Source organism: Arenibacter sp. F26102 (genome assembly GCF_023015865.1).
Lineage (GTDB): Bacteria > Bacteroidota > Bacteroidia > Flavobacteriales > Flavobacteriaceae > Arenibacter.
Map to the genome: position 1 here is coordinate 139,304 of NZ_JALKBC010000007.1, position 20,823 is coordinate 160,126.

Annotated in this window: 15 protein-coding genes; 11 read left to right on the forward strand and 4 right to left on the reverse strand. The window is 39.4% G+C overall.

All coding sequences use genetic code 11. The features are described 5' to 3' along the window. Positions 1–66 precede the first annotated feature (66 nt). Positions 67–813 (reverse strand): uroporphyrinogen-III synthase, encoded by a 747-nt coding sequence (locus MWU78_RS11990; RefSeq protein ID WP_246998013.1) that lies wholly within the window; start codon positions 811–813, stop codon positions 67–69. Next, positions 810–1,475, reverse strand: a complete 666-nt coding sequence (locus MWU78_RS11995) for a DUF4271 domain-containing protein (RefSeq protein WP_246998016.1) — start codon at positions 1,473–1,475, stop codon at positions 810–812. Before MWU78_RS11995 ends, MWU78_RS11990 begins: the two co-directional genes overlap by 4 nt. 564 nt (positions 1,476–2,039) lie before the next feature. On the opposite strand from MWU78_RS11995, the gene MWU78_RS12000 reads away from it, so the two are divergent. The 3 genes from MWU78_RS12000 to MWU78_RS12010 are packed head-to-tail and all read left to right on the forward strand — an operon-like array spanning position 2,040 to position 4,538. Next, the gene (locus tag MWU78_RS12000; protein ID WP_246998018.1) at positions 2,040–2,768 is read left to right on the forward strand and encodes a polyprenol monophosphomannose synthase; all 729 of its coding nucleotides are present in this window, start codon (positions 2,040–2,042) and stop codon (positions 2,766–2,768) included. A gap of 1 nt (position 2,769) precedes the next feature. Then, positions 2,770–4,107 carry a dihydroorotase gene (locus MWU78_RS12005; RefSeq protein ID WP_246998020.1) on the forward strand — a complete coding sequence of 446 codons (1,338 nt, stop codon included), beginning with the start codon at positions 2,770–2,772 and terminating at the stop codon, positions 4,105–4,107. 2 nt (positions 4,108–4,109) lie between these two features. After that, positions 4,110–4,538, forward strand: coding sequence for a DUF4296 domain-containing protein (locus tag MWU78_RS12010; RefSeq protein WP_246998022.1), 429 nt, complete (start codon positions 4,110–4,112; stop codon positions 4,536–4,538). Here MWU78_RS12010 and MWU78_RS12015 read toward each other — a convergent pair. Further along, entirely contained in the window at positions 4,519–5,526 is a 1,008-nt protein-coding gene (locus tag MWU78_RS12015) for an NAD-dependent epimerase/dehydratase family protein (protein ID WP_246998024.1), read from the reverse strand. The genes MWU78_RS12010 and MWU78_RS12015 overlap by 20 nt on opposite strands. A gap of 106 nt (positions 5,527–5,632) precedes the next feature. Between MWU78_RS12015 and tyrS the strand changes: the two genes are divergently transcribed. The 3 genes from tyrS to MWU78_RS12030 all read left to right on the forward strand — a co-directional run bounded on the left by tyrS (position 5,633) and on the right by MWU78_RS12030 (position 11,270). Next, complete coding sequence (tyrS, locus tag MWU78_RS12020) at positions 5,633–6,928, forward strand: tyrosine--tRNA ligase (RefSeq protein ID WP_246998026.1); 1,296 nt, start codon at positions 5,633–5,635, stop codon at positions 6,926–6,928. 349 nt (positions 6,929–7,277) lie between these two features. Further along, positions 7,278–7,454, forward strand: coding sequence for a hypothetical protein (locus MWU78_RS12025; protein ID WP_246998028.1), 177 nt, complete (start codon positions 7,278–7,280; stop codon positions 7,452–7,454). Positions 7,455–7,556: 102 nt separating this feature from the next. Further along, positions 7,557–11,270, forward strand: a complete 3,714-nt coding sequence (locus MWU78_RS12030) for a hypothetical protein (RefSeq protein WP_246998030.1) — start codon at positions 7,557–7,559, stop codon at positions 11,268–11,270. A 62-nt stretch (positions 11,271–11,332) separates the two neighbouring features. Here MWU78_RS12030 and MWU78_RS12035 read toward each other — a convergent pair whose 3' ends face one another. Continuing rightward, positions 11,333–12,058, reverse strand: coding sequence for an energy transducer TonB (locus MWU78_RS12035; RefSeq protein ID WP_246998032.1), 726 nt, complete (start codon positions 12,056–12,058; stop codon positions 11,333–11,335). Between the two features lie 230 nt (positions 12,059–12,288). On the opposite strand from MWU78_RS12035, the gene MWU78_RS12040 reads away from it, so the two are divergent. From MWU78_RS12040 to MWU78_RS12060, 5 genes are all read left to right on the forward strand, one after another. Then, positions 12,289–13,839 carry a glycoside hydrolase family 32 protein gene (locus MWU78_RS12040; RefSeq protein ID WP_246998034.1) on the forward strand — a complete coding sequence of 517 codons (1,551 nt, stop codon included), beginning with the start codon at positions 12,289–12,291 and terminating at the stop codon, positions 13,837–13,839. Between the two features lie 323 nt (positions 13,840–14,162). Beyond that, positions 14,163–15,245 (forward strand): efflux RND transporter periplasmic adaptor subunit, encoded by a 1,083-nt coding sequence (locus MWU78_RS12045; RefSeq protein ID WP_246998036.1) that lies wholly within the window; start codon positions 14,163–14,165, stop codon positions 15,243–15,245. Beyond that, complete coding sequence (locus MWU78_RS12050) at positions 15,242–18,325, forward strand: efflux RND transporter permease subunit (RefSeq protein ID WP_246998038.1); 3,084 nt, start codon at positions 15,242–15,244, stop codon at positions 18,323–18,325. The genes MWU78_RS12045 and MWU78_RS12050 overlap by 4 nt, the downstream gene beginning before the upstream one ends. Before the next feature lie 2 nt (positions 18,326–18,327). Next, positions 18,328–19,638: a TolC family protein gene (locus tag MWU78_RS12055; RefSeq protein WP_246998040.1), complete on the forward strand. Its 1,311-nt coding sequence runs from the start codon at positions 18,328–18,330 to the stop codon at positions 19,636–19,638. A gap of 110 nt (positions 19,639–19,748) precedes the next feature. Beyond that, the gene (locus MWU78_RS12060) at positions 19,749–20,774 is read left to right on the forward strand and encodes a metallophosphoesterase (RefSeq protein ID WP_246998042.1); all 1,026 of its coding nucleotides are present in this window, start codon (positions 19,749–19,751) and stop codon (positions 20,772–20,774) included. The last annotated feature ends 49 nt before the right edge of the window (positions 20,775–20,823 follow it).

Consider the following 20,823-nt stretch of genomic DNA (forward strand, 5'->3'; position numbering starts at 1 on the left):
TGCCTCGGGGTTTTTTATGTTAATCCATCACTGAATTAAGTTTTAGAGCCATTGTCGCGACTCGACTTATTTCTTATTTACCGTGGTAATGTATCTCTGCAGTGCCATGGTCATAGAAGGAGTCTCGGGGGTTGGAGCTTGAATGTCTATTCTAAGTCCCGCTTGCGTAGCTGCATTTACCGTAGAATTCCCGAAAACCGCTATTCTGGTTTCGTTTTGTTTAAAATCAGGGAAGTTCTTTAGAAGGGATTCTATTCCAGATGGACTAAAGAATACCAAAACGTCATAGTATACGTCCCTTAAATCTGAAAGATCGCTTATAACCGTTTTGTAGAATATTCCTCTGGTCCAATTTATTCCCAAACTGTTCAATGTTTCGGGAACAATGGGTTTTAGAACATCCGAAGACGGTAATAAAAACTTTTCGTCCTTGTATTTTTTGAACAAAGCATTTAAGTCAGGAAAATTCATTTTCCCGACGTAAATTTTACGCTTCCTATAGACTACGTACTTTTGTAAGTAGTAAGCTACTGCTTCCGACTGACAAAAATATTTCATGGAATCAGGTACCTTAAACCTCATTTCTTCCGCAATCCTGAAAAAATGATCTACTGCATTTCTACTGGTTAGAATAATTGCAGTAAAATTATTAAGATCAATTTTTTGCTGTCGGACCATTTTGGCATCAACACCTTCCACGTGGATAAAAGGCCTAAAATCTACCTTTATTTTCTCCTTATCAATAAGTTTGGAATAGGGGGAATTTTCCATCTTTGGTTCTGGCTGTGAAACCAAAATAGTTTTAACTTTCATAGGCTTCGGTCTATTAGATAGTTACCAACTATAATTATTGGTGCTATTTCAAGAGCGCAAAGGTACAAAATAAAATAAACAAAATTACTGGCAAGGAAATTTTGATGATTTCTCAATGTAGTTATCCAACCAATGGCATTAATTATAAATACTAACAAAATACTTATGAAAATTACTGTTTTGGATTCTTGTAAAACATAATTTAATATAAGATTGGCAAATAACATTACAATACCGCTGTAGTTGAGGTAGGCGAGTTTTTTAAAGACAATTTCAGAAATGACCTTGTTGGCATTAAAGATAAAACCGTTGCCGAATTGCAAAAGTATCTTGATGACCAAAAATAAAAATAGTGAGGTAAAAATAATTAAATAGGCCCCAAATTGATGTTCTTCAGGAAATTGAAAAAAAATCTTGTTTATAAAATAGATAAAAAGTGAAAAATTAAGTAATTGGAAAATACTGAAGAAAATACTGAACCAATTAAAGAGCTTGTCCTTCTTTTGGTATAGGAATATATACTTGTTATTGAATGGCAGGATTATATAATTGAGAAATCGACTATAATATGTGGTTTTGGCGAGCACCATAAAAAAGATACTGGAAAATAGGATAATCGTTATCCAATCTACAACGTACTGATTTCTTAAAATAGCTTCCATTTGTCCAGCCTATTGTTTATTCCCAGAGATATCCTCAAAATTATTCCCAGCTCCCGCTATCCATTAAGCTAATGGTTTTCTATTTCAAAATGGAAAGTGGTAATAACGTTTTCTCCATTCCATTTAGTGTCAACCAGCGCTAATTTTAACTCGCATGTTGAATGCGGGTTTCTTTGTTATTTTTAAGGATGGTTCGGAAATCCAGTCCAAACCTAAGCTTTTTTTTGGACTAAATCCATGGAAAAAATACAAGAAGCCAAATAGGGCTGTATTTATCGTTCCTTAGAGTGCATGAAGTATATAAGGTCTAGTATTCTTCTTTTTTAAGAAGAAGGAATAGGCATCCCTATTGCCGTCTTTTCGGTAAAGTTATTTTAGGTTTTTTTGAAGTATGTTCAGCAGGATATATCTAAATATTCAAAAAGGGTAATGATGAAAACGTCCCGTTCACGGGGTGAAAAGATAACTTCCGAAGGTATTTAATCTTTAAAAAAATCATAAAACCTCCATGTTTTTTCGCTACAGTTTTTAAAATACTACTTTTGCTAAAATTGCAATACCTAGATGGCGGATAGCTTAGTCATTATTCCTACCTTCAATGAAATTGAAAACATTGAGCTTATTATTCATTCCGTCTTTGCTTTGGAACAGGATTTCCATGTTCTGGTTGTAGATGATAATTCTCCGGACGGCACGTCCAGTGCAGTAAAAAATTTGCAGGGACAATTTTCAGATCGCCTATTTTTAGAGGTGAGACAGGATAAATTTGGATTGGGAACAGCCTATATTCATGGGTTTAAATGGGCAATCGAAAGAGAATATGAATTTATCTTTGAGATGGACGCCGATTTTTCGCACGCCCCTATAGACCTTATAAAACTGCGCCAAGCTTGTGTTGATGGGGCAGATGTGGCTGTGGGGTCCCGATATAAGAAGGGTATTAATGTTGTAAATTGGCCATTGCACCGAATATTGTTGTCCTATGCTGCTTCGTTCTATGTTAAATTAATAACAGGAATGAAGGTTCATGACCCTACGGCAGGGTTTGTTTGTTATAGGAGAAAGGTTTTGGAAACGATCAATTTGGATTCCATTAAATTCATTGGATATGCCTTTCAAATAGAAATGAAGTTCAGGGCCCATTTAAAAAAGTATATTATTGAAGAAGTTCCTATTATTTTTACCGATAGAATAAGGGGTAAGTCCAAGATGAGCGCTTCCATTATAAATGAGGCCGTGTTCGGGGTAATTCAGATGAAAGTGAGTAGTTTATTTCATAAAAATAAGTTTTAGAATGGGAAGGATACTATTAAAAAACGCCACAATTGTTAATGACAATAAAGTGTTCCCTAGTGATATATTACTGGAAGATGATATTATTGTTAAAATAGAGGCAAATATTTCTGCGGATACAGCGGCAAATGTCATCGATGTGGGCGGGAAATATGTAATTCCCGGAGTCATAGATGATCAAGTGCATTTTAGGGAACCAGGGCTAACCCATAAGGGTACCATTGCTACGGAAAGTAGGGCAGCGGTTGCTGGCGGAATAACTTCCTTCATGGAACAGCCCAATACCAATCCCCAAACGACTACGATCGAAGCCTTGGAGTCCAAATTTGAAATGGCAAGGAATTCTGCCTTTGCCAATTATTCCTTTCTATTTGGGGGTACTAATGATAATTTGGAGGAGATAAAGAAATTGGATAAAAATGCCTGCTCCGGAGTTAAACTCTTTTTAGGGTCCTCCACGGGAAATATGTTGGTAGATAATGAGGAAGTAATCGAAAAGATATTTAGGAATACCGAGATGGTAATTTCTGCACATTGTGAGGATGAGACTACGATAAAGGCGAATTTCGCCAAATACAAGGCTCAATTCGGTGATGATATTCCCATTAAATACCATCCTATGATCAGAAGTGCAGAAGCCTGTTATCTTTCTTCTTCCAGAGCCATAGCCCTAGCAAAAAAAACAGGGGCCAGATTTCATGTTTTTCATGTTTCTACAGGAAAGGAGACAGAGCTTTTTAGAAATGATATCCCTCTTGAGGACAAAAAGATTACTGCCGAAGTCTGTATTCATCATCTTTGGTTTTCGGAAGAGGATTACGACACCAAGGGAACTATGATAAAATGGAATCCAGCCGTAAAAACTGCGGCGGATAGGGATCAGCTTTGGGAAGCCTTATTGGACGACCGTATAGATGTGATTGCTACGGACCATGCTCCCCATACTTTGGAGGAAAAGAAGAATGTATACACATCAGCGCCATCAGGAGGTCCTTTGGTTCAGCATGCCTTGCCTGCAATGCTGGAATACTATCATTCAGGAAGGATAAGCTTGGAGAAAATAGTTGAAATAATGTGCCATAATCCGGCAAAATTGTTCCAAGTAAAAAATCGCGGATTTATAAAAGAAGGTTATTATGCGGATTTAGTGGTGTTGGATCTTAAGGATTCCTGGACGGTGACGAAGGAAAATATCGCATATAAATGTGGGTGGTCTCCATTTGAAGGAAACTCGTTTAAGTCCAAGGTAACCCATACTTTTGTAAATGGTCATTTGGCTTATGAGAATGGCAATTTTTCGGAAGAGAGAAAGGCCATGAGGTTAACTTTTAATAGATAGCAATGGTAAAATATATCGTTCCCGTTTTTATAGGTTTGTTGTTTTCCTGTAATGAGAAAGTGGTAGAAAAACCGGAAAATCTTATTCCAGAGGATAAAATGGCCACCATATTATATGACATATCCCTATTAAATGCAGGCAAGATAATTAATGAAAGCATTTTAAATGAATATGAGATTGAACCTATGGAGTATATTTATACCAAATATGGGATCGATAGCGTGCAATTTGTAGGTAGCGATACCTATTATGCGTCTATACCTACTGTGTACGAGTCTATTTATACCGAAGTGAAGGAGAAATTGGAGGAGGATGAGAAGTTTTTTGAAGAGGAAAGGCAGCAGAAGCAGGATTCCTTAAAGGAGGCCAAAGAAAAATTGAATCCAAATTCGAAAAAAAAGCAAGTAAATACTAAGGATTCCGTTCAATAAATTTGCGGCAGGACATTTCAATGGTGTCGTCCAAGTCCTCAAAGGAGTATCCTAATTGTTTTTGGATTTTGCTATTATTGAACTTTTGGTTTTTTCGTAAAGAGGATACCGAAATCTTGGTGAGTTTTCTTCCGCTATTCCAAAGGATATTTCTTAGCCAATCCAGCCGCCAAAGGATTTCCAATTCCCAAAATTTAAGTTCCCTATTGGGACTTGGTTTGCCAAAGGCCTTTGTAATTTTATGAAGAATTTCTTTATAAGAAAGTTGATCGGCCACCACGATAAATTTTTCGTTGGTTATGGTAGACTCCATTAATTGGGTCATTATTTTTACCACATCACTTACGGTAACAAAACCTGTTCCTCCAGGTGGATAGTATTTACGTGCTTTATAAGCCGTTTTAAACAAAATTCCGGTACCTGTATTCCAAAAACCAGGGCCCAAAATAACCCCAGGATTTATAATGATAACAGGAAGACCTTCTTGGGCACCTCTCCAAACTTCCAATTCGGCATCCATCTTGGTTAAGGCATAGACATTGCTCTGCTGGGAATTCCATTCGGTTTCCTCTGTAGCCTCTTGCTTGTCCAGAGTTCTCCCAATAGCGCCTATAGAACTTATGTGACACAATTTTTTTACACCATTGGCAATACAGAGATTTACAATATTCTTTGTGCCTTCAATATTTACCGTGCGCAAGAGTTCGTAATCATTGGGGTCAAATGAAATTAAGGCCGCACAATGATAAACATGGGTAACGTCTTCAAAAGCGATTTCCAGCGCCGGGAGGTCGTTGAGGTCAGCCTCTATCCATGAGATTTTTTCAAAAAGTTCTTGGGATTTGTCGGTATAATAACCGAAAACTTCTTCCACTTCCTTTAGGTTGCTCTTTTTTCTATGAATGGCTTTGACCGGGACATCCGTTTGCAATAAGTGCAAAAGAAGGTGCGCTCCTACCAAACCAGTACCGCCTGTGACTAAAATCATGGCGCAAATTTACTCAATTGACTCCAATTTATTCCGTTTTCATCAGGACTTAAGCTACCTATTTATTTTATATTTGCAGCTATTATTGAATTAGAATATTTAAGGCATGACTATAAACTTTGTAGAAGAATTAACTTGGAGAGGAATGTTGCACGATGCAATGCCCGGGACGGAAGAACATTTGTTAAGTGGAATGCAATCCGCTTATGTTGGAATAGACCCCACAGCAGATTCTCTTCATATTGGGCATTTGGTTGGGGTTATGATGCTTCGCCATTTTCAATTGGCAGGGCACAAACCTTATGCCTTGATCGGCGGGGCAACCGGAATGATCGGTGATCCTTCAGGAAAATCTACAGAGCGTAATTTGTTGGATGAGGCTACTTTGGCTCATAATCAGGCAGCTATAAAAGCACAACTTTCCCGTTTTTTGGATTTTAACAGTGGAAAGGACAACAGTGCGGTCTTGGTAAACAACTATGATTGGATGAAGAATTTCTCCTTTTTGGAATTCATACGGGATGTTGGGAAACACATTACCGTAAATTATATGATGGCCAAGGATTCGGTTAAAAAACGCTTGTCGGCCGAAGCCAAAGAAGGGATGTCCTTTACGGAGTTCACCTATCAATTGGTGCAGGGATATGATTTTTTACATCTTTATAGGGAATATAACTGTACCCTTCAAATGGGTGGTAGCGATCAATGGGGGAATATTACTACCGGTACCGAACTAATTCGTAGAATAGGCAGCGGAAAGGGATTTGCCCTTACCTGTCCTTTGATTACAAAGGCCGATGGCACCAAATTTGGGAAATCCGAAGGGGGTAATATATGGTTGGATTCGGAAAGAACATCGCCCTATAAATTTTATCAATATTGGCTTAACACCTCGGATGAGGATGCGGAAAAATATATTAAGATCTTTACTTTTTTACCGAAACAGGAAATAGAAAATTTGGTAAAAACGCATCAAGAGGCTCCACATTTAAGGGTTCTTCAGAAGCGTTTGGCAGATGAGGTCACCGTAATGGTGCACTCACAGGAAGATTTGGACAACGCTATTAAGGCCAGTGATATCCTATTTGGAAAATCGACCTCCAAGGACTTGAAAAAACTAAACGAAAAGACATTTTTAGATGTTTTTGAGGGTGTGCCACAGGCTGAGGTTTCCAAGGAAGATATAGAAGATGGACTGGATATGATTGCGGCCTTGGCTGCAAAAACCGGCTTTTTAGGGTCTAATGGGGAAGCTAGACGCGAATTGAAACAAAATTCCATTTCCGTAAACAAGGAAAAGGTCAAGGAAGATTATATCATAACCACTGAAGACCTTATAAATAATAGATTTGTTTTGTTACAGCGTGGGAAGAAGAATTATTTTGTACTAGTGATTCAATAAATACTTTGGTCCATAATTTCCCCGAAACTAGACTTCGGGGATTTTCCTTCTCCTCTTACTTAGAAGAGGTGAAATCTCCTGTTCATAGTAGTTTGTGTATGGTAAAATACCATCCCGAAATCTTATCGGGAGGGTTTTTGGTGCTAATGCCAATATCATTCCATAACTAATGCTACTGCTACGTTTGGATGCGACTTGGATTAATTCATGGTTGGTAGGTTTCAGTACTTTTTTAATACCAAATTCAATTTTTATCAGTTCCGGATAAAAGAGTTAACATTTTTGCCGATTGCATTAAGTGCTGCTGTTAAGGCGATGTATTTTGGAGTATTCAAAAAAAAACAGGAATATGACCAGAAAACAAGGGGAAGAAAACACCCAAATCTTAAAAGACGAAAATGATCCTAGGGATAATTATATTTTTCAGGACAATAAAAAGACTAAAATAGGGGCCGCAATTATTACCGCTGTCCTGTTAATTATCCTTGCCGGACTTATTTTATCCGGGGTTATTTTTGAAAATTGACCCTATAGGAAAGTTGAAGTAGCGATGTGGATTAGTGCCTAATGGTGCATGAACCACAACCTATTAGGGGTGTTTAAACCAACTAACCTTAGCTCTTAAAAGATGAATCCACAACAATACATCAAAGTAGTATATTACATATTCATTGCTTTCTTTATTAATGCATGTGCTACCTATTCCCCCCAATTTGCAGAATCGGTTCCGGTACAGTTACCCTCGTCTGACACTAAAGATATTTTGCATACGATTTATATTGCCGGAGGGTTCGGAAATAAAGGAAAGGGTGAATCTGGAGGAACACAGAATCTTCTTGCTTCTGCACTCGAAAGTGCACCGGAGGAAAGTACCCTATTTTTCACGGGAGATAATATATCTGAAAAGGAAGGAGCTTGGAGCACGGACAAAGACTTGTTGGATGAGCAGATTAAACTGTTGGACAATTTTATGGGGAAAACCATTTTTCTTCCGGGTAATAATGAATGGAAGGATTTCGATTCCGATAAGGTTGAAAAAATAGAGGATTATATCAAGGATTTGGAAAAGGATAAAATCAGTTTTTATCCAGAGAATGCGTGCCCATTAGAGCATATTGAGATCAATGATAAACTAGATATAATTGTGTTGGATTCCAAGTGGTTCATCTCCAATTGGTCACGTGTAAAGGACATAAATAAAAAGTGTACCGATATTAATACTAGAAGAAGGTTTCTTGAGGAATTGGAAGGTTATATCAACGATGGCCAGGATAAAAATATCGTAATTGCCATGCACCACCCTATATTTAGTAATGGTAAATATGCGGGAATGGAAAGTTTTAAAAGCCATATAACCCCTATACCAGTTCTGGGAACAGTTATGAATGGTATTGCGGATTTAGGTGCTTTTTCTCCAGAGCTTTTGAATTCGAGACGTTACAATTACCTTAGGATCCTGGTTAGCGCTTTAGCCAAAGCTTCCGATAGGATTACTATTGTTTCCGGTCATGAAGAGAGTTTGCAATATCTCACAGGTGGCGGCATACATCAGGTGATCGGTGGATCCCTTTTTCAAAAAACACCGACTAAATTGGGTGCGGATAAAATTACCACCATTGGGGGGTCGTTGGATTTTGAAGGCAAATACACCCATGGTGCAAAAGGGTTCGCTAAACTGGAATATTTCAAGGATGGCTCGTCAAAAGTCACTTTTATAAGTGAGGGAGATGATGAGAACACTATAAACATACTTCCGAAATTGGACAAAGAAAGTACGCCACATAATTTTCCTTTAATTACCGATAGAACCATGAAGGATGCAGTTACCGATGATAAGGAGGAATTGAACAGATCGGGCTTCTATAAGTTTTTATGGGGAGAACGGTATAGAAACTATTTTGGCACATCGGTGACCGCCCCTATAGCTTATTTGGATACACTTTATGGAGGGTTAAAGGTAACCAAGGAAGGTGGGGGCCATCAATCTTACTCCATTCGTTTGGAAGATAATAACGGTAAGGAATTTTCAATGCGTTCCCTTCGTAAAAATGCACTGAAGTTCCTTAAGTTTAAAGTTAAAGGAATTGCCTTCGAAGAAAATGACTATAAGGATACTTGGACAGAAGAAGTAATATCGGATTTCTTTACCACAGCGCATCCGTATATGCAATTGGTCATAAATCCTTTGGCTCGGGCGGTAAACGTCAACCATTCCAGTCCAAGTCTTTTTTATATCCCTAAACAGGAACGTCTCGGCGACCTAAATGAGCAATTTGGGAATGAACTCTATTTTGTTGAAGAGCGCCCTTCGGACGAACAAACAAATTTTAAAGGTTATAGGCGGACTATCGATGAGTCTGGAAAAATGAAGGAGATGGAGAGTACTACGGACATATTGGAAAAAATTAGTGGTGATGAATCCTATACTATAGACCAAAGGGATTTTATAAGAGCCCGTATTTTTGATATGCTCATAGGGGATTGGGATAGGCACCAAGATCAATGGCGTTGGGCTGAATATGAGAAAAAGGATGGCGATAAGGAATTTTTACCTATTCCTAGGGACAGGGACAACGCCTTTCCCAAATTTGACGGTTTCGCCATGAAAGCTATTAAGCTTTTTGTCCCGGATGCACGTCGCTGGCAATCATATGGTCCAGAAATTAATGACGTAAAATGGTTGAATATAGGAGGGAACAGGTTAGATCGTGCGTTGTTGACCCAGTATGATGCCAAGGTGTGGGAGGATGAGGCCCGGTTTATTCAAGATAAACTTTCAGAAGAGGAAATAGACGCGGCATTTATAAAATTACCCACGGAGGTGCAAGACAGTACTGCCAATGCCATCAAAGAAAATTTAAAATTGAGGCTGGCCAATCTGCCTAAATACGCAAAACAATATGCGGATTATTTGGACAATATAGTGACCCTGCACGGTACAGAAAAGGATGATCAAGTTGTAATTACCAGACTGCCGGAAGGTAAGACCAAGGTAGTTCTCAGAAGGTTGTTGAGCGATAAAACTAATGAACTGATGTTCGAACGGACATTTGAGAGTAAAAAAACCAAGGAGATATGGATTTATGGTCTTGGAGATGATGATGTATTTGAAGTTTCCGGTGAAGGAGACAACGAAATATTTATACGATTGGTTGGTGGCTACGGTAAGGAAACTTATAACATTACAAATAGTAAAAGCTTAAAAGTCTATGATTGGAAGCACGAGGAAATTAAGTTCGAAGAAAAGAAACCGAGGCATCAGCTTACCGATGTTTATGAGACCAATACTTTTCATTGGCGCTTTTTAGAGCAGAACAGCAATGTTTTTCTTCCGGCAATAGGGTTTAGAACCGATGACGGCTTTTATATAGGGGCTAAAAACACCTATTTAAATCGGGGATTCAACGGACATGATTTTAGACAGAAACATATCGTAGGGGCAAATTATTACTTCCTGTTTAAGGCATTGGAGCTTTCTTATCAAGGGGTTTATGCCAATATAATTCCCAAATGGAATTTTGAATTGGACGGATATTACGCTACCAATAGGTTTTCCAATAATTATTTTGGTATCGGAAATGAAACCTTTAATCTCGAAGATGATTTGGGTCGGGATTATTATCGTGCCAGGATGCAAAAAATCCAACTTAACGCAGGTATTGCTTATCACACGTTGAAGATAAAGGCCTTATTTGAATCCTTTAAGTTAAAGGAGTTGGAAGATCGCTTTTTTGTTCCCTCCAATCTGAATCCACAGATTTTTGAATCCCAGAATTATGTGGGTGCGGAGACCTCCGCATATTACAAAAACGACGATGCCGATGATTTTCCTACCAAGGCACTTTATTTGGGCTTAACCGTTGGTTACAAATTAAATACTCAAATGGCGGATAATCAATTTGGATATTTCGCATTTAAAGCGGGAATGAGTCATAAGCTTATTCCGTCAGGAGACGTGGTTCTGGGTACAACAGCCGAATATAAGACGAATATTGGCGGAGGCGATTACTTTTTTTACCATGCACCTACCCTCGGAGGAACTAACGGACTTCGTGGGTTTCGGGATGAGAGATTTGCCGGTCACTCTTATTTTTATCAGACATCAGACCTTAGATTTAGGATTAAGAAATATGCCACTGCAGTAGCACCTGTAACCTTGGGCGTTTTTGGTGGTTTTGATTATGGTAGGGTGTGGGAGCGTAACGATTCCAGTAATCGTTGGCATACATCACAAGGTGGGGGTCTGTGGATCAGTGGATTTAATTTTCTGTCTTTCAATGTAGGATACTTTAATTCCGTAGAGGGCAATATGGTACAAATAGGTTTCGGATTCGGTTTTTGAACCCGAATAGTGAATTTGTGGGAGTTACTTGTCCAATCTAAATAGCTGCCTTGGACCAGAAACTACTGTAGCCTGAAAGTAATGGGAATGGTATAGGGAACCTTTACGGCCCTGCCTCGTTGTTTTCCAGGCGTCATTTGGGGTAAAGCCGCTATAATACGGTTGGCTTCTTTTTCCAATAATTTATCAGGACCCCTAGTTCTTATATTGGTAATATGGCCGGTATTATCTATGATAAATTGCACATAAACCTTGCCTTCAATTCCCAATTCAACGGCTACATCGGGATAGGTAAACTGTTTCATGATATGTTCCTGAATTTTTTTCTGAAAGCAGGCTTTCTGGGCTTCATTGTTGGTTTCATTGCACCCGGGAAAAACAGGTACGTTTTCTATTACGGCAAAGGGGACTTCAATATCTTCCTCTTCCTCTTCCACCACGGCGATATCTTCTACTTTAAGTGTGGCCTCTTCGACTACTGTTTCCTGGTTGATTTCGGTGCTTTGAATCACCGTTTCTTCAATTTCAGCAACATCTTCAACTATTTCAATGACTTCTGGTGCCGCTGGAGGTGGAGGTGGGGGAGGTACATTTAATGCTTCAGTGACAGGCACTTTTTCCTCCAAATAATCAGTTACCGTCAACTGCTCGATGACTGCTTTTTCTTTGGGGTACGTTTTTAACTCCAACGCCCCCCAAACAAGAAGGAGTACTAGTGTTAGGCCTATTACAAAGAAAAGTCCACTTTGTTTGTTTAAATCTGCCCTTGGATTTTTTTTCCGTTCCATGACACAGTATTTTAATACATAAGTTATTAAGTATTTACATGAATTCATATGACATAAATCAGTTTTGGCATTATTCTAACTTCGAATAGTAATGCCCATTTATTATTAGAGAAGGATATGAAACGGACTATTATTATTGAGCTCTGGGGACAAAATCGTTCAGTGATATTTTTGGTATGGGCATTTATTCGTTATTTTTAATGAATATGAAGCTTTAAAAAAAATTCGATATGAAGTTGTTTTGGATTGTTTTGGGATTGGCACTTTTGTCGTGCAAGGAAGAGAAAAAAGTAGGGCCGGTTCAAAGTGTTGATACCGAACTTGGCCTCTATCAGGAAACCCATCGCCCCCAATTTCATTTTACGCCACCGGAAAAATGGATGAACGACCCCAATGGATTGGTCTATCACCAGGGCGTGTACCATCTTTTTTATCAATATTATCCAGAGGATATTGTTTGGGGGCCCATGCATTGGGGTCACGCAATAAGTAAGAATATGGTGTATTGGGAAAATAAACCCATAGCGTTATTTCCTGATGAACACGGCTATATTTTTTCGGGAAGTGCCGTTGTGGATACTAATAATTCCTCGGGATTTGGAACTGTGGATAACCCGCCGTTGGTGGCTATTTTCACTTATCACGATGTGGTAGGTGAAAAAGCGGGAAAAGATGACTTCCAGACCCAAGGGATTGCCTATAGTTTGGACAATGGGGTTACTTGGGTTAAATATGAAGGCAATCCCGTTGTAAAAAACGAAGGAATAAGGGATTTTAGAGATCCCAAAGTCTTTTGGAATGATAAAACCAATAGTTGGACAATGTTATTGGTTGCGGGGGACCATCTTCAAATATGGCAATCCCCAGACCTGAAAGACTGGGATAAGGTAAGCGAGTTTGGAAAGAATCAGGGGGCACACGGTGGTGTTTGGGAATGTCCGGATATGTTTCCGTTAAAAGTGGAAGGTACGGACATGGAAAAATGGGTGCTTTTGATAAGTATCAACCCAGGGGCGCCCAATGGAGGCAGTGGTACCCAATATTTTGTAGGTGATTTTGATGGCACAACCTTTAAAAGCGATCAAAAGGAGCATAAATGGATTGATTGGGGCACCGATAACTATGCCGGGGTAACCTATAACAATGTGCCCAATAATGAAAGAGTATTTATTGGTTGGATGAGTAATTGGGCCTATGCCCAGGAAACACCCACCGAAAAATGGCGTAGTGCAATGACGCTGCCCAGAAAACTTTCCCTACATCGGATAAATGACAAGTTTGAATTGGTTAATTACCCGTTGGAAAGTTTGGAGGAGATTAGGGTTCCTGGTTCTTCAGAAGACATCACCTTAGGTCCAGAATTGGATAAATCATTGACTTTTGATCATTTTAATCGGTCTGAATTGAAATTTAAAACTAGCTCACAGCAATTCAAACTGGATTTCAATAACAGTTTGGGAGAGCATTTAAATTTGATTTTGGACGGTGAGGCCCAACAATTTATTTTGGATAGGTCCAATTCTGGAAAAACAACCTTTGATGAGGATTTTGCTAAAAATGTTCAGACCATGCCGATCCCTGATTTGCCTAATGGGGAATATGAAGTAAGAATCCTGATGGATTGGTCTTCTGTAGAGATTTTTATAAACCATGGTCAATATGTGATGACCGCCCAGATCTTTCCCAACGAATTTTACCGGAATTTGATGATTTCCAATCCCGGTGATGTGGAATTGAAATTGGATACATTTACAATACGCCCCATAAAATCCATCTGGTAACTATAATATTAGGGTTAGACTTCACTAAGTACCTAGGAATAATCAAGATTTGTACAACTGTAATTCTTGGCAGGATCAATTAAATTATTTCCTTCCAAACCTTTATATGGCTTTTTATATTTTAAATTGGAGATAAATTTGACTAAAAATCTTCAAGAAACCTTGTGTTTTTTTGGTTTTATCTTAATCATACGGGGTAAATATTTGGTTTTATGTTAATCACTGTTAAATAAAGTTTAACTATTCTTAAAAATAGGTCATAAGAATTAGATTTGTTAGAGTCTTGTTAATGTTTTTATTATTGGTTGCTATCTCCAAAAATTATGAAAATAAAATACATCGTTTATACTTTATTACTAATTGGATTGGGAGGCTTGATAACCTATCGTATTTTGCAAAATAGTGAAGCGGGTAAATCAGGAAGTTCTGCAAACACCAGTAAAGTCCCAATTGTTTCTGGCATGATTCTTCGTCCACAGGAATTTAATGATAATATTTCCCTTTCAGGTACCTTGGAAGCAAACGAGCAAATAGAAATACGAAGTGAGGTATCTGGTGTGGTTGAAAGTATAAATTTCATGGAGGGTAGTAAGGTCGCCCAAGGCCAGGTTTTGTTCAGGGTGAACGATATTGAATTGCAGGCGCAATTGTCAAAAGTAAGGACCGCCCAGAAGCTGGCTGCCGAAAATGAAAGAAGGGCAAAACTTCTATTGGAAAAGCAGGCCATCAGTCAAGAGGAATATGACATTGCTAGTGCCGATTTTCAATCGGCCAGTGCAGAATCGGAATTAATAGCCGCCCAATTATCAAAGGCAACTGTCCGTGCCCCATTTTCTGGTATTATTGGGCTTCGTTCCATTTCAAAAGGGACCTATGTTAGTCCGGCTACGGCCGTGGCTAAGTTGGTGAATACAGATCAACTAAAGATTACTTTTTCAATTCCAGAGAAATATGCCGCCCAGATTAAAGTAGGTACATCCTTTACCTTTACCACGGCCGATTCCAAGGAGGAATACAGAGCAAAAATATATGCAATTGAACCAGAAGTGGAGGTTGCCACTAGGACCTTGAAAATGAGGGCAACGGCCGAAAACCCCGGGGGTAGGCTTTTCCCTGGTGCTTTTGCCAATGTAATATTACCTCTGGAAACGGTCAACGACGCCTTATTGGTGCCCAGTGAATCTTTGATTCCTGTTCAGAATGGTAAAAAAATCTTTATCGTTGAGAATGGCAAGGCCAAGGAGATAGATGTAGAAATTGGTGCTCGTACAGGAAGTTCCGTGCGGGTCGTTTCTGGATTAAAGGTTGGGGATACTGTACTTACCTATGGGGTTATGGCTTTAAAGGATGGTACTCCGGTAAAGGTGTTATTAAAGGAAACTGAATCTCTTACTGCGGAACAATGAGTTTATCAACATTAAGTATTAAGCGACCTGTACTTACCATTGTAATGAATTTGGCCATAATTTTATTTGGAATTATTGGCTTTACCTATTTGGGAGTTCGTGAATTTCCGTCCATAGATCCGGCCCAAGTTTCTGTACGTACTAATTATTCGGGGGCCAATGCCGATATTATTGAATCCCAGATTACAGAACCCTTGGAGAAGGCTATAAATTCCATTGATGGAATTAGGAACATAACTTCTTCCAGTATTCAGGGATCTAGTTCCATAAGTATAGAGTTTAATCTTGATAAAAATTTAGAAGACGCAGCCAACGATGTTCGTGATAAGGTATCACAGGCGGTAAGAAGTTTGCCAGATGATCTAGATGCCCCTCCGGTAGTTTCAAAATCCGATGCCGACGCGGATAGGATACTTTCCATGACCATTCAGAGCGATAGTAAAAATATACTGGAGCTTTCGGATTATGCCGAAAATGTGATATCCCAAAGGATAGAGACCATACCTGGGGTAAGTAGTGTTCAGATATGGGGTCAACGAAGGTATGCTATGCGCTTGTGGATAGACCCTTTTAAATTGGCATCCTATGGATTGACCGTGGCGGAAGTACGTAGTGCAATGTTGGCGCAGAATGTGGAGTTGCCTTCGGGGAAATTAACGGGTGATAATACCGAAATAACGGTTAAGACCATTGGTAACCTTGATTCGGAGGAAGGTTTCAACAATATTATAATCAGGGCCGATGGCGAAAAATTGGTACGCCTAAGCGATATTGGCAAGGCTTCTTTGGAAGGGGAGAATATGGAGACCAAGATGAGCGATTCTGGTCAGCCTATGGTCGCCATTGCCGTTATACCGCAACCAGGTACCAATTATCTTGAAATTGCCGATAGATTCTATCTGGAATATGAAAAGCTGAAAAAGGATCTGCCCGAAGGGTTTAAATTAAACATTGTAATAGATGATACCGTTTTTGTAAGAAAGGCGGTTACGGAAGTAGCGGAAACCTTATTGATATCTATTATCCTGGTAATATTGGTCATATATCTATTTTTTAGAAACTGGTCAATGGCCATGCGTCCGTTGATAGATATACCGGTATCATTGATAGCCACATTCTTTGTTATGTGGTTGTTCGGGTTTTCTATCAATGTCCTTACCCTTTTGGCCATCGTTCTGGCAACGGGTCTTGTTGTGGATGACGGAATTGTGGTCACCGAAAATATCTATAGGAAGGTGGAGGCCGGGATGAGCCCGATCGAGGCCGCCATAAAGGGTTCCAACGAGATTTTCTTTGCAGTGATATCCATATCCATTACCCTTGCGGCGGTTTTTCTCCCAGTAATATTCCTAGAGGGTTTTGTGGGCCGTTTGTTCAGGGAATTTGGAGTCGTCCTGGGTTCGGCGGTGCTGGTGTCCGCTTTTGTCTCGCTCACCTTGACCCCAATGCTTAACGCTTATCTAATTAAGCCAGGAAAGCAGAGCCATTCCAAATTTTATAATTTCACGGAGCGCTATTTTGTGAAAATGAATGAATCCTATGCCAGTGCATTAGGTGTTTTTATGAAAAGGAAATGGATGAGTTTCCCAATATTACTGGCATGTATAGGGCTTATTGTCCTTTTCTACGGTCTGCTTCAAAAAGAAACGGCACCCTATGACGATCGTAGTTTTATACGCTTGAGCGTTACAGCACCGGAGGGTTCTTCCTACGAATATATGGATCGTTTAATGGATGATATTACAAACCTGATCAACGATTCTATCCCGGAAAAAAAGGTAAGTTTGGTACTTACCTCCCCGGGCTTCGGTACCACTTCTTCGGTGAATAGTGGTCGTGCAAATGTTGCGCTGGTAGAACCAAATGAGAGGGAGCGGTCACAAAAGGAAATTGCAGACGATCTTGGGAGATGGGCAAAATCTTATGTTGGTGGTAAATCCAATGTATCGGAGAGGCCAACTATCGCGGTAAATCGCCGTGGAGGAGCGCCAATACAATATATTATACAAGCTCAGAATTTTCAAAAGCTGAAGGAAAAAATTCCTGAATTTATGCAGGAAGCCGAAAAAAATGAAACTTTCTCCTTTACCGATGTAAACCTGAAATTTGATAAACCCGAACTCTATGTAACCATAAATAGGGAAAAAGCCGAAAGTTTGGGGGTTTCTGTATTGGACGTGGCCCAAACCTTGCAATTATCCCTGAGTGGGCAACGTTTTGGGTATTTCTTAAGGAACGGTAGGCAATATCAGGTTATTGGCCAATTTGATAAAAAGGACCGTGACGCGCCTTTAGATCTTACTTCCATATTTGTAAAGAATAAAGATGGTCTCCTAATTCAATTGGATAATCTCGTTTCTACATCGGAACATAGTAGCCCACCACAATTATTTCACAACAATAGATATACCTCGGCAACGGTTTTTGCAAATCTGGCTCCAGGGAAGAGCCTTAGCGACGGGATAGCTGCTATGGAAGAAATTAAGGAAAAAGTACTTGATGAAAGCTTTACTACGGATTTAGGAGGGGAATCCCGGGATTTTGTGGAGAGTAGTTCCAATACCCTGTTTGCTTTTGGTCTTGCCCTGCTTCTTATATTTCTGATATTGGCAGCCCAATTTGAAAGTTTTATAGACCCATTAATTATAATTTTAACAGTACCCATGGCCGTGGCCGGGGCAATGTTTTCCCTATGGCTTTTTGGCCAGACCTGGAATATCTTTAGCCAAATAGGTACCATAATGCTCATTGGACTGGTAACCAAGAATGGTATTTTAATAGTGGAATTTGCCAATCAACTTAGGGAGGAAGGAATGTCTAAATTGGAGGCCGTATTAAAAGCATCTGAATCCAGATTAAGACCCATTTTAATGACCAGTCTAACCATAGCCTTGGGAGCCTTGCCAATAGCCTTGTCCTTAGGTGCGGCCTCAACAAGCCGTATAGGTATGGGAGTCGTAATTATTGGGGGGACCATGTTCTCATTGGTACTTACATTATTTGTTATCCCTGCATTGTATTTCTTATGGTCCAGGGAGAAAAAACATCATCCTGAGTTTAAAGCCCTAGAATCCTATTAAAAATGAACAACTATAATTGCGCCGCCATACTATTTGTTTTCTTTGCCTTAACCAACCTCCTTATTGGACAGGAAATTCTTAAGGTAGAAGAAGCGGTCCAAATTGCCTTGGAGAACAACTATCAGATAAAGATTGCTGCCAATGAGCTGCAAATAGATGAGGTTTCAGTAAGTATGGGCAATGCAGGGATGCTTCCTCAAGTAGGGCTTGGCCTTACCGATAATAATAGCATTCAAAATTTAAGTCAGACCCGATCGGATGGAAGTAATGTGGAAAGGGACAATGCCAAGAACAATAGTCTCAACTACGGAATTGCCATGGATTGGACCTTGTTTGATGGTTTAAAAATGTTTGCCGATTATGAGCAGCTTAAAGAATCCCAGAAATTGGGAGAGGCCCAATTAAAACAAGTAATCCTTAACACGGTAGGGGAGGTTATGATTACCTATTTTGATCTTGTGCAGCAGAAACAGCAACTCACGGCTTTGGACAGTACCATTATTATCTCGGAACAAAGGGTTGACCTGGCCTATAACCGTTTTACCATTGGAAAGGCCTCAAAATTGGAGGTACTTAACGCCCAGGTGGACCTAAATACTGATGAAACCTTGATGCAGCGGCAAAAGGAGTTGTATGTTAATACCAAGGTTCAATTGAACGAGTATCTGGCACGTGATTTAAAAATCGATTTTGAGGTAGTGCCAGAAATTTTTGTGGATCAAGCACTGCAATTGCCCGAACTTGAGACTCTGGTGGCTAAAGAAAACCCGACCCTTCAGGCGGAACAGATCAACAAAAAGATCAGTGAACTGGAATTGAAACAAACTAGGGCATTGCGTTACCCAACAATTTTTGCCAATACAGGCTATAACTTTGGGCGCACCGAATCCAGTTTGGGTTTTACTACCAATTCAAATTCTAGAGGATGGACCTATGGTTTTGGTGCGAGTCTAAATGTTTTTGACGGGTTTAATCAAAATCGAAATGAGAAAATAGCGAAGATTGAGATTGAAAACTCGGAAGTGGCCATTGCCCAACGTACACAGGAACTAATGTCCTTGTTGAATACTACCTATCAAACTTACCTCACCAATATAAGTCTTATTGAATTGGAAGGTAAAAATGAGGCTATTGCACAGGAGAATTTGGAGATTACTGTTGAAAAATATAGAATTGGAATAATCCCTACCATTGAATTTAGGACGGCCCAATTGAATTATATCAATTCAAAGGTGCGTCATAGCAATGCCAAATTTCAAGCAAAGTTGTCAGAGATTATCCTTAAGCAGCTCGCAGGGAACTTAGTTTTATGATCTTTTAAAATTTGGGGGTATTGTTATTTGTGTTATTTTAACCATAAAATACGGGTTGTGGCAATTGCAATTGCTTTTCCTGGATGGTAAAAAAATAACATTTCAAAAAAATGAAACGTCGATTATTTTTTAAAAATGCCGCCTCGGCATCACTCGGACTGGGACTAACCAAGTTTTCAACAATTGAAACTGCTTCAAATACCTCCGAAAAGGAAATTCAATTTTGTGTTACTATAGAGGAAAACAAGCTACAATTTTTTTCGGATGTCATTAAGGAGCCAATAAAGATTGTTCATATCGCCGATACCCATATGTTTAGGGACGATGATCGGGGTGTTCCGTATAAAAAATATAGTGGGCGTATGGCCAAGGCCTATAATCAGACCAAACACTTTAAAACGGATGAAGTAACCAATCCTGAATTGGCATTTGAAGCTGCTTTAAATTTTGCTAAGGAGTCACAGGCCGACTTAATTACCCTAATCGGGGATATTTTTAGTTTTCCATCCGAAGCTGCCATCGAGTGGGTACAAGCCAAATTGGAAGAAGTGAATATCCCTTATATTTATGTTGCGGGCAATCATGATTGGCATTATGAGGGTATGGAGGGGCCGTTGGAAGGTTTAAGGGACAAATGGATTGTAGATAGACTGCTTCCTCTGTATCAGGGAAATCATCCATTAATGGCGGTTTATGATGTAAAGGGAATCCGATTCGTGGCCATCGACAATTCCACCTATCAAATAAATGAAGATCAATTGGCCTTTTTTAAAAAACAAGTTTCTAGCGGTATTCCCATGGTGCTATTGGTGCACATACCCATGTACGCCCCTGGGAAGTCCATTGGTTTTGGATGTGGAAATCCGGTTTGGGGCGCTACTTCCGATAGGAATTTTGAACTGGAAGGACGATTAAAGTGGCCAGAAGAGGGACATACAAAAACTACCTTCGATTTTCATAAGGCGGTGTTTTCCGCTCCTAATCTATTAGGAATTTTTGCGGGTCATATACACCGTTTTTCAATAGAATCGATAAAGGGAAAACCACAAATAGTAACCGATGATAATGCCAGCGGTGGGTACTTGGATGTTAATTTTATGCCTATGGATCCCAAAGACCAATCCCTGATTTTTTAGGTAGTAGAGCATTAAAAAGGAAATTATAATTGTATAATCTATAAAAGTT

Bases quoted from the DNA above. Each gene is read 5' to 3' on its own strand.
- MWU78_RS12050 (WP_246998038.1), top strand. From the start codon at position 15,242: ATGAGTTTATCAACATTAAGTATTAAGCGACCTGTACTTACCATTGTA.
- MWU78_RS12060 (WP_246998042.1), top strand. From the start codon at position 19,749: ATGAAACGTCGATTATTTTTTAAAAATGCCGCCTCGGCATCACTCGGA.
- MWU78_RS11990 (WP_246998013.1), bottom strand. From the start codon at position 813: ATGAAAGTTAAAACTATTTTGGTTTCACAGCCAGAACCAAAGATGGAA.
- MWU78_RS12010 (WP_246998022.1), top strand. From the start codon at position 4,110: ATGGTAAAATATATCGTTCCCGTTTTTATAGGTTTGTTGTTTTCCTGT.
- MWU78_RS12015 (WP_246998024.1), bottom strand. From the start codon at position 5,526: ATGATTTTAGTCACAGGCGGTACTGGTTTGGTAGGAGCGCACCTTCTT.
- MWU78_RS12035 (WP_246998032.1), bottom strand. From the start codon at position 12,058: ATGGAACGGAAAAAAAATCCAAGGGCAGATTTAAACAAACAAAGTGGA.
- MWU78_RS12030 (WP_246998030.1), top strand. From the start codon at position 7,557: ATGAATCCACAACAATACATCAAAGTAGTATATTACATATTCATTGCT.
- MWU78_RS12005 (WP_246998020.1), top strand. From the start codon at position 2,770: ATGGGAAGGATACTATTAAAAAACGCCACAATTGTTAATGACAATAAA.
- MWU78_RS12040 (WP_246998034.1), top strand. From the start codon at position 12,289: ATGAAGTTGTTTTGGATTGTTTTGGGATTGGCACTTTTGTCGTGCAAG.
- MWU78_RS11995 (WP_246998016.1), bottom strand. From the start codon at position 1,475: ATGGAAGCTATTTTAAGAAATCAGTACGTTGTAGATTGGATAACGATT.
- MWU78_RS12045 (WP_246998036.1), top strand. From the start codon at position 14,163: ATGAAAATAAAATACATCGTTTATACTTTATTACTAATTGGATTGGGA.
- MWU78_RS12055 (WP_246998040.1), top strand. From the start codon at position 18,328: ATGAACAACTATAATTGCGCCGCCATACTATTTGTTTTCTTTGCCTTA.
- MWU78_RS12025 (WP_246998028.1), top strand. From the start codon at position 7,278: ATGACCAGAAAACAAGGGGAAGAAAACACCCAAATCTTAAAAGACGAA.
- tyrS (WP_246998026.1), top strand. From the start codon at position 5,633: ATGACTATAAACTTTGTAGAAGAATTAACTTGGAGAGGAATGTTGCAC.
- MWU78_RS12000 (WP_246998018.1), top strand. From the start codon at position 2,040: ATGGCGGATAGCTTAGTCATTATTCCTACCTTCAATGAAATTGAAAAC.